This is a genomic window from Pseudomonas meliae, from assembly GCF_001400515.1.
Classification (GTDB): Bacteria; Pseudomonadota; Gammaproteobacteria; order Pseudomonadales; family Pseudomonadaceae; genus Aquipseudomonas; species Aquipseudomonas amygdali.
Genome location: NZ_LJQT01000472.1, coordinates 216 through 9490, shown reverse-complemented (window position 1 = coordinate 9490; position 9275 = coordinate 216). Strand labels below are relative to the sequence as shown.

The following is a 9275-nucleotide window of genomic DNA, read 5'->3' as shown; positions in this document are numbered from 1 at the left end:
TGCAGCAACGCCTCAAGAGCGCCGATGCGCAGCGCTTGCAACGCGACCTGGCCTTAGCTCAACAAAACCTCGTAGACGCCTGGAGCATCGGGGTCACGAAGGTGCCTGCTGTGGTGATCGACCGCACGTTTGTTGTGTATGGCGAAACCAATGTTCTGGCGGCGGAACATCGCATTGCCCAGTGGCGTACTGCAGCCCAACATCAAAACGACGCTGGTCAGGGAGATACGCCGCAATGAACCTACGCAAGCCTTCGGCGTGGGCGACATTGGCGCTGTCGATCTCAACCTGGCCAGCGGCAGCCGGCACAGTGACATCTGCCACCCTCGCCGCCTCAACCCTGTCGCCCGACTGCCTGGAATACAAGGTGGTCGGAATCTGCTACTGGCTGCTTTGCACCCCGTTTGGCTGCAAGGTGAAGACATCGACCAAGGTTCGTCACTTCGTTCCAGACGCCGTGGTCTCAAGCTACTCGAATACCGGTGAAAACCCGTGGATGGAGGTCTCTTCGTTGAGCTCATCAACTTCATTCGCCCAGGATGGCGGCGACGGGACCACCAATCACAACAACGAAGACAGCCTGGCTAAATTCAAAAATGCTGACGTTATCGGACATCCAGGAGGAGCAACGTTCAGCCAGTTTGCGAGTGCTTCTGGCTACGCCTGCCCAGGTGCTGCTACTCCATACATGCCTTATCTCTTGAGCACACTGGATACGGTTGCCTGGCGCCACGGCGTTCCTGAATCGGTGTACCCGGAGGCGCTCATCCCTGGCCGCAGAGAAGTGGGCGGCCTTTTCTCTGGGGACATGTGGGGTAGCGTTTACCCCCGGAGCGGCTTCATCCATCAAGCCGACGATTACAAGGCAGCTGCGGTCATTGCTCAACGTGCTGGCGATGTGGTCACCAGAATTGGACAAGTCCATGTCTACCTACCCCTACGCGCACTACCGATGCCAGGTTATTGGCCTGCAGGAGAACTGATTGAGGGCGTCGCTGCCACGGGTAAATGGCAAGAGCTCACTCCTACTCTCAGTGCGAGCTGCGCTGTATTTCCTAACTTTGGCCCGGGCATGCAAGCCACAGACGGTTCATACGCCTGGGCGCTATGGCGACCCTATTCCTGCTGCAAGCGGCAAGGACAAACCTTTCTTGGCAGTACGGACTTTCAATGATGATCAAGAGGACTTCAATCATGCGCTGCGCCGCCATGTTGACTATCACATTTATGAGCGCCCTGACGGTCCACAGCGCCCTTGCCGAGACGCCGGGGATCAGTGCGAGCTCGTCCGGCAGCGTCATCGGTGACGATGTCTTGTACAGCGTCGGTGGCGGCAACGCCGTGACCATGGGAAGCGCCGGGAACATGGACAGCATCAGCATTGGCGGTGGCTGGAACAGCAACCTGGTCTGCGGAAACATGAGCCTGAACAATACACTGGAAAATCAGTTGAACGGTGCCACTTCCGGCTTTCAGACGATCATGGGCTCGATGATCTCCAACGCCACCAGCGCAGTGGCCTCATTGCCAGGGCTGATTATCCAGCGCGCCAATCCAGCGCTTTACAACCTGCTCACCAACGGCATCCTGCAAGGCCGTCTTGATTTCGACCGTTCCAAAGGCACGTGCCGCGCCATAGCGGACAAGATGCTTGATGTCGCGGGCGGACAAATGGGCTGGGACAAGATCGCAGAAGGCCAGGCCATGAGTCAGGCAGTGAAAACCGGAAACACAGACGCGGTCTCAGCCGTTGCTCAGGTCGAAAAGCAAGGTGGGAATGACGGTATCACCTGGGTGGGTGGAAGCAAGGCCGGCGGATCGGGCCAGCACCCGATCAAGGTCGTAGGCGATGTCACTCGGGCAGGATACAACCTGCTGAACGGACGTAATGCCGCTGATACAGCGTCTATCAGCCCATCGAGCTGCAACAACGGCATGGTGTGCTCTACCTGGCCTTCGCCGCAGGATGCAACCACATTCGCCAACCGTGTTCTGGGAGAGCAGCAACAGCGCACGTGTGAGGGTTGCACCAAAACCACCTCCACTGCCGGCGTTGGACTCACGCCCCTCATTCAAGAGTCCTACGACTCAAAACTCAAGGCACTGCAGGAGCTCATTTCAGGCAACAAGTCCCTCACGCAGGAGAACCTGTCGCAAGCCAGCAGTAGCTCTCTACCTGTGACGCGTGGCGTGGTCGAGGCCCTTCGTTCCGAACACGACCAGGACATATTGGCCAAACGCCTTGCTTCAGAGCTCGCTTTATCGGATGTGCTGGGCAAAGCGTTGCTGCTTCAACGCACCCTGTTTACCGGGAGCAAGGAACCGAACATCGCCGCCAATGATGTGGCCCAGCAGGCGGTCAGTCAGCAGAACAACAACCTGCAACAGGAAATTGACAACCTGAAGACCGAGCTGGACATGCGGCGCAATCTGGCCAGCAACTCTCCGACAGCCATTCTCCAACGTGCTCAAATCAGGAGAGACGGTTCAAAAGGCATCTTCCAAGGCGACCCGACGCCTGATCGTCTTGACCAGTTGCAAAATCCTGCGAAAGGAAACGCACCATGATATCCACCGTTTTAAAGCCTGGACGACTTAAAAAAACAGCGAAAGCGATTTTGGCTTTTCTATCACTGACATTACTGACGGTGCTGCTGGTCGTGGTGTTTTTGACTTTCGTCAACATGGTGTTCGGTGATCTGGAGCGTTTCAGTGAATGGCAGAAGGCACATTACGGAGCGATGCTGGCTTGGAGGTTAATGGTCTATACGGCGCTAGCGTTAACATGGTTCAGAGTTAGGAAGCACCTGATTCACCAGGCATCGTCCGATATTCCCGCAGGTCTAATGCGATGTGAGGTGATCGCCCTGCTGTTGATTGCATTGATGGAGCTACGGCGTGCCGGCCTACTCGAGGGAGTCAGTACACAATGATGTTACACACCAATGATTATCTGGAATACTACCTCACGCTGGTCGGCTGGATCATCAACAGCGGCGTCTGGAACATGATTGAGGACAGCGGCTTGGTGGCCGCGCCGTTTGCCGCCATCATCATCAGCGAATGGCTCAAGGCACGTGCCGAGGGGGCCGACGAAGGCAACAAAGGGGTGCTCTCACTGGCCCGAGTCGAGAACCGCTTCTACACCGCGATTCTGGTCATCATTGTTTGCTGCATGCCTCTGGTGACGGTCAGCATCGACACGTTGCAGTTTGATCGAAGCCGCTCGGAGCAGTGTAAGTATTCGGTACCCAACCCGGTCGATACGGGTTGGAATACCTCATTCAGTACGTTGAATGGAAAAAGCGCCGTTGTTCCTGTGTGGTGGCTATTCGTACATGCGATGTCAAAAGCCGCAACCGCAGCCTCCATCGCGGCGATCCCTTGTGGTGTAGACCTGCAACAAGTTCGAATGGATGTGAATAGAGCGCGTATCAACGACCCACTACTGGCACAGGAAGTCGCCGACTTTACCAACGACTGCTACGCACTGGCACGGTCGCGACTATTCATGACTCAACCAACGCTCACCAAAGAGCAATTGAACGACGTCAACTGGATCGGCTCGCGGTTCTTCCTGCAGACGCCAGGCTATTATGATGATGGTTTCTCTGGGTTCAGGTCACACAGTCCTCGGACCAGATGGCCCTACGACGCAACAAGAGATGCGGGCCTGCCACAAACAACTGGTGGTGGGGGATTTCCTACGTGCACTCAATGGTGGTCGCAATGGTGGTCGGACGCAAGCATCGGCCTAAGAGCCAGACTGCTGGAACAGGTCAGTCCAGATCTGCTGAGCAAGCTCGCTCAGTGGGCAAAATTCATGACCCCGAATGAGGTGAACGACTCGGTCATTCGCGATCTGGTCTCCCCAAGGAAACAGAAACTGACGCAGGGACAGGTGTATACCGACTACGGCGGCCAAGTGGGTGGCTCAGTGGCTAACGATGTGACGCGCTTGACTGCTACCGTCGGTCAGGCTGCTGGGGCTCTCATGATGTACCCCGCCATGGACAGCGTTCGGCAGGCTGCACCAATGGCAATGGCCTTCCTAAAGATGGCCCTGATCATCTGCATCCCGTTTGTGCTAGTCGTAGGAATGTTTGATCTGAAGGTCGTTATGACGATCACTTTTGCTGCGTTCGCATTGATCTTTGTCGACTTCTGGTTCCAACTGGCACGCTGGGTCGACAGCACGATTTTAGATGCACTTTACGGTAACGGGATAGGAAGCAATGTTCCCCACTCCAATTTTGACCCCGTGTTTGGAGCCAGCAATGCTCAAGGAGACTTGCTGCTAGACTTCGTAATTGGCGCGATGTTCATTGTGCTACCAAGTTTCTGGGTGCTCGCCTTGGGATGGGGCGGCGCAACGATTGGCGGTTTAATGCAAGGATTGACTGACGGTACGAGAGATGCCAAATCAGCGGGAGGAGGCGGCGCAAATATAATCATGTCAGAGGTAAAAGGAAACATGAAAAAATAGGCTATACACTGCAGGTGCCGAGACAAATGCATCTCGGCACCCATAAACCAATACCCTTACGACTGTTTCAAACCATTTTGGTAATAGCCATAGCCTTGATTACCAGTCATCCACCCTGAATCGCCACTGATGTGTTCATCTTCCAAAGCGTCACCGAAGATATCCAGTTGCGGTGTGTATAGACCATTTTCAACAGAAGAGCTATTCACGATACCGAGCCCAATAGCCAAAAGGACAGTGAAGGACAGTACGTACAACAGCCCCCAAGCGGCGAAGAATGCACACGTGCCGATCACTGCCACACGGGCAGCCCACTTAACTGATGTCACGATCAGGCCAGGCACGCCAGCTCGGCTGAGCAACAACCAGAACGCGCGCTCAACATTGAGTATTCGACGCAGACCACGACCGAGCACGTGACCAAAACGCGCTGCACCGCTTAAATCCGTATTGGCATCTGGGGTCATGTGTCACCTCGCCGGTCGATTAGAGCATGTCGTATTGACATCAATTGATAACCCATGAGTGGGTATCTTCAGCTCAATCCCCCTTGAAAATCAAGCCCTCAACGAGCAGTTGGGCAACAGATACCAACCGTTGAGCCGCCCGAGTCGACAGTGTTTTGACTGAACAGCAGTCCCAGCCATCGTGCGCTTCATCTGGAGATATGAAGCGCTGCCATGGGCCTTTCACTGGATTTCAATCTTTACCTGCCCCGGATTGTCAGCACCAAAGGGGAAAATGGGCTGAAGCAAAAGGGCAAGGCGAAGGGTTTGAATGGAATGGGGAATAAGGGTAAGTGCCTTACCCGAAAAGGCCGGCGAGCCCGCCGGAAGTGGATGCCGAAAGGGCTAGAAAGGCAGCTTTGCACGAATTGAAATTTACAAAAAACCAATCTAAACAAGCAGTTGAAGACTACATTTTCTTTGGCAAGCATGGCAACATCGGTTCGCTGACACTGTTTGGATCCCAACCATTCAGGTGGCGGCTCATGTACATAACCTTTCCAGGATGGATATGGGTTTCGACTTGTCACGCTGAGCCCTATAGAGCAAAAGGCCCACCATGACTTCATCATGGGTGCCTCAATGCTTAGTTTCTTTCAGCGAAGAAAAACATCGCCAGCCACGCCCTCCAATGCTGCAGGGTTTACCAAACCCGAGTCTGCCGACGCGTTACTGTCTACTCCCCGACGGCGTCAGCTCATTGAAAACATCTGGCAGCGAACGTCCCTGCCCCGCACGCAGTTCGATACGCTATACGTGCAGGCATTCAAGAGCTACGCAGCCTTGGTGCAGCATCTCCCTGCCTCGGAGAATCATCACCATGCCTATCATGGCGGCATGCTGGATCACGGTCTTGAAATCGTCGCCTACGCACTGAAGATCCGGCAAATGTATCTGCTGCCCATCGGAGCCCCGCCCGAGTCACAGGCAGCCCAGTCCGAAGCATGGTCTGCAGCATCGGCTTATGGTGCGCTCGTCCATGACCTGGGCAAGATTGCTGTAGACGTCAAGGTGGAACTGGCAGACGGCACGACCTGGCATCCATGGCATGGGCCACTGGATCAGCCATACCGATTCAAGTACGTAAAAGGTCGCGACTACCGGTTGCATGGAGCTGCTTCGTCGCTGATCTACGCCAATGTCATTTCGGCGGAGGCACTGGACTGGCTCAGCGGGTTTCCCGAGCTCTGGGCCCAACTGGTGTTCTCGTTCGCAGGGCAATATGAGCATGCCGACATCCTGGGAGAAATTGTCTCCCAAGCAGACCAGGCATCGGTGGCGCAAGAACTCGGCGGCAATCCGGGTCGGGCAATGTCAGCGCCTAAACAATCCATTCAGCGGCAGTTGGCCGAAGGCTTGAGGATGCTCATCTCTGAGAAATTCAAGCTGAACCAGCCCGATGGTCCTTCAGACGGCTGGCTGACGCAGGACGGCTTGTGGCTTGTCAGCAAGCCTGCGGTAGACCAACTCAGGGCTCATCTGCTGTCACAGGGCATTGAGCACATTCCGACGTCCAATGCTCCCATGTCCAACCTGCTCCAGGATCAAGCAATCATCCAACCCAATGGTGAGGGGAAGGCGATCTGGAAGGCCAGCATCGACAATGGTCGAGGCTGGAAGAACACGCTCACGGTACTGAAAATCGCGCCGGCACTGATCTGGCCGAACGCCACCGAAAGACCAGAGGCGTATACCGGCACCCTTACGGTGGAAGCCGCAGGAGCGGTGGAAGAAGTCGAGCAAGCGCTTGTGGGAGCCGCCGAACCACTATCGGCAGTTAACAACAAGGAGATACCTGCCGCGGTCAATCGGACGGCGCAGCAATCCTCGCAGAAACAAGCACCGGCCCCCGTAAAAGATTTTGATGCGCTGGATGAGCTGCTCGATCTATTTCCCGATCCAGTACCTGCTGCTCCAGCTGCACCAGTACAAAGTAGCCCGGAGAGCACGGACGACGATCAGATCCCTTTTTCTCCTCCGCCCAAACCTGCTGCTCGGCTTAGCCAACCCAAGCAGGCTATGCCTGACCTTCCCATGTCTGAAACAACTCCAACAACTGACACCGCCAAGAACTCGACTGACTCGGCCCAGAATCACGGTGCCAACTTCTTGGCCTGGCTGAAGGGCGGCGTAATCTCTCACCGGATCATCATCAATGACGCCAAAGCGCGTGTACATACCGCGGACAGCACCGCATTTCTGGTCAGTCCTGACATCTTCAAACGTTATGCGTTTGAGCATCCGGCGATTGAGCATGAAGCAAAAGAGCGCGATCTCGAAGCCTGGCAATTGGTCCAGCGATCTTTCGAGAAGCTGAAAAAACATCGCAAGACTCCCGCAGGCCTGAACATCTGGACGTGCCTGGTCAAAGGACCGCGCAAAAGCAAGCAATTGCGGGGCTACCTACTCATTGAGCCCACCGACGTTTTTAGCGAAGTGCCCTATGACAACCCGGTCATCAGCTTGGCGGACTTGGCAGATAAGGAACCATCTGAATGAACACGATGACACTGCCTGAGCTGACCCAGGAATACATCCTCACTCATGACCTGAGACCCGACACCGTCAAGATCTACTGGGCTGCCACCAAATCCTATGTCAGATTCTTCGGCGACCGTCTGGCAAGCGAGACGACGCACCGGGACATGCTCGACTGGCGCAGAGCCGAACTGGAGAGAATCTCAAAACGCAGCTGGAACACGTACTCCAGTCATTTGCGCACCATCTACGGCTACGCGATCGAACACGGTCTGGTAGACATGGTTGCTAACCCACTTAAAAACACGGGTGTGTTGCCACCCAAACGCCCAAAAAAGACAGTTGCGAACGACGCTAGCGTCCGCGCTCGTAACTGGCTCAAGGTTTTGGCAGCAGAAGAGCGCGCCACTGGAAAACGGACAGAAATTACTCCAGCCTGGTTCTGGCTCACCGTGTTCGAAACCTTCTACTACACGGGGCTCAGGCTCAACGCGCTGCTGTGCCTGCGATATGCGGATGTGTACCTGGGCGACCGTCTGATCAGAGTCAGAGGTGAAACAGAGAAAACTCACCGTGAGTTCATGATTCCGATCCCGGATGGGCTCATGGCACAGTTGGAAACCATCATGAATGCTGCTAAAGCAGTAGGTTTTCAGCCCGAAGACCAACTGTTCAACGTAAACAGATTTTCTGGTCACTACCGTCGTCAGGAGATGAACTCTCATCAGGTGGAGGCCATGTACAAAAAGCTCACCGCGATGACCGGGGTACGCATGACTCCTCACCGGTTTCGTCACACGATCGCCAGCGAGCTGATGACGCTGCCAGAGCGCAATATCTATTTGACCAAGAAACTGAACCACTCAAATATCGCAACGACGATGGATTACATAGAGCCTGACTACGAGATGATGCGAGCGGTGATGAATGAGCGAGGCAAGCGACCGGCCAAGATCAGCTACTTGGCAAAAGCAGATGCGGCGCAGCGAGCTGAAAAACATTACTCTGTAGCTGCTCCAGTGAGGGACTTGACTTCGGGCTCGTCAATACACGAAAGGACAGCATTTGCCGACAGAGCATCGGGGCACGTCTTGGGCAAAACGCCCGCCCAGACTGTGCAGTTAAAGCGCAAAAAACAAAGTGCCCCTTTGAATTCGCACTCGGGTACGACAATACAGGCTGCACCAGATATCACGTCAGGAAGTCACGAGTACATACCGTCCCCCTTGAATGAAGGCGACCCTGCTGTTAGGCAACTACCGTTAGGCTGCTCCAGCCCGGAAGATCTGTTGAGAAGCTTGGGCGAACTCACCAAGTGGGTACAACACAACATTGCCGGCGGAGGAACTGGTACTGAACCAGTGATCGAGGACAGACCTGTACCAAGCCAGGATGCTCGGCATCTACGCCCTGAAATGCTGGAAATGAGCGGAAGGATAGGCAGGTCATGGTGATCCAGCTGCCATAGAGACAGTTGTAAAAATGCTCAATCTGCCATTATCAGCAGATGCTTCGCACTGCAGATTATTTAGTTATGAGGCCTAATGACTGCTTCAGGAGGGCTTACGCCAGCACAGCACAGCACAGCAATTTTTTCCAAAAAAAAGCCCCGACCACAAGCTTTAGCTTGGAACGGGGCGCTCTAATTTGACATCACCGGATGCTGGCGCTATCTTTCGCTCCAGACGGCTGCTTGCCTGGTTAAACGCACCAAGACGCTTGTCCGCTTTTTTGCAATGACCGAATACCTAAAAATCTAAAGATCGAGCTCTGTAACAACAGTAATTGGTCGGGGTAAGGGGATT

The 9275-nt window shown here is 54.7% G+C and carries 8 protein-coding genes; 7 read left to right on the top strand and 1 reads right to left on the bottom strand.

Going from position 1 to position 9275, the window contains the following annotated elements:
• From ALO64_RS21880 to ALO64_RS21860, 5 genes are all read left to right on the top strand, one after another.
• Positions 1–239 (top strand): TIGR03757 family integrating conjugative element protein (locus ALO64_RS21880; protein WP_094195109.1); only part of this gene is annotated, 239 nt, incomplete at its 5' end.
• Positions 236–1174, top strand: a complete 939-nt coding sequence (locus tag ALO64_RS21875; RefSeq protein WP_044322302.1) for a TIGR03756 family integrating conjugative element protein — start codon at positions 236–238, stop codon at positions 1172–1174. The genes ALO64_RS21880 and ALO64_RS21875, both read left to right, overlap by 4 nt.
• Positions 1171–2568, top strand: a complete 1398-nt coding sequence (locus ALO64_RS21870) for an integrating conjugative element protein (protein WP_044345312.1) — start codon at positions 1171–1173, stop codon at positions 2566–2568. The genes ALO64_RS21875 and ALO64_RS21870 overlap by 4 nt, the downstream gene beginning before the upstream one ends.
• A complete protein-coding gene (locus ALO64_RS21865; RefSeq protein ID WP_044325011.1) occupies positions 2565–2933 on the top strand; it encodes a hypothetical protein in 369 nt (122 codons plus the stop codon). The genes ALO64_RS21870 and ALO64_RS21865 overlap by 4 nt, the downstream gene beginning before the upstream one ends.
• On the top strand, positions 2930–4486 hold the full coding sequence (locus ALO64_RS21860; RefSeq protein ID WP_044345313.1) for a conjugal transfer protein TraG N-terminal domain-containing protein: 1557 nt from the start codon (positions 2930–2932) through the stop codon (positions 4484–4486). The genes ALO64_RS21865 and ALO64_RS21860 overlap by 4 nt, the downstream gene beginning before the upstream one ends.
• A 56-nt stretch (positions 4487–4542) precedes the next feature.
• On the opposite strand, the gene ALO64_RS21855 is transcribed toward ALO64_RS21860, so the two are convergent.
• Positions 4543–4953 (bottom strand): DUF3742 family protein, encoded by a 411-nt coding sequence (locus tag ALO64_RS21855; RefSeq protein WP_044322497.1) that lies wholly within the window; start codon positions 4951–4953, stop codon positions 4543–4545.
• 609 nt (positions 4954–5562) lie between these two features.
• Here ALO64_RS21855 and mobH point away from each other — a divergent pair.
• Both mobH and ALO64_RS21840 read left to right on the top strand, forming a co-directional pair.
• Positions 5563–7491, top strand: coding sequence for a MobH family relaxase (gene mobH / locus ALO64_RS21845; RefSeq protein ID WP_082303513.1), 1929 nt, complete (start codon positions 5563–5565; stop codon positions 7489–7491).
• On the top strand, positions 7488–8924 hold the full coding sequence (locus ALO64_RS21840; protein WP_054991800.1) for a site-specific integrase: 1437 nt from the start codon (positions 7488–7490) through the stop codon (positions 8922–8924). Before mobH ends, ALO64_RS21840 begins: the two co-directional genes overlap by 4 nt.
• The last annotated feature ends 351 nt before the right edge of the window (positions 8925–9275 follow it).

Coding starts and splice junctions, on each gene's coding strand:
- ALO64_RS21865 (WP_044325011.1), top strand. CDS start 2,565: ATGATATCCACCGTTTTAAAGCCTGGACGACTTAAAAAAACAGCGAAA.
- ALO64_RS21840 (WP_054991800.1), top strand. CDS start 7,488: ATGAACACGATGACACTGCCTGAGCTGACCCAGGAATACATCCTCACT.
- mobH (WP_082303513.1), top strand. CDS start 5,563: ATGGGTGCCTCAATGCTTAGTTTCTTTCAGCGAAGAAAAACATCGCCA.
- ALO64_RS21855 (WP_044322497.1), bottom strand. CDS start 4,953: ATGACCCCAGATGCCAATACGGATTTAAGCGGTGCAGCGCGTTTTGGT.
- ALO64_RS21875 (WP_044322302.1), top strand. CDS start 236: ATGAACCTACGCAAGCCTTCGGCGTGGGCGACATTGGCGCTGTCGATC.
- ALO64_RS21860 (WP_044345313.1), top strand. CDS start 2,930: ATGATGTTACACACCAATGATTATCTGGAATACTACCTCACGCTGGTC.
- ALO64_RS21870 (WP_044345312.1), top strand. CDS start 1,171: ATGATGATCAAGAGGACTTCAATCATGCGCTGCGCCGCCATGTTGACT.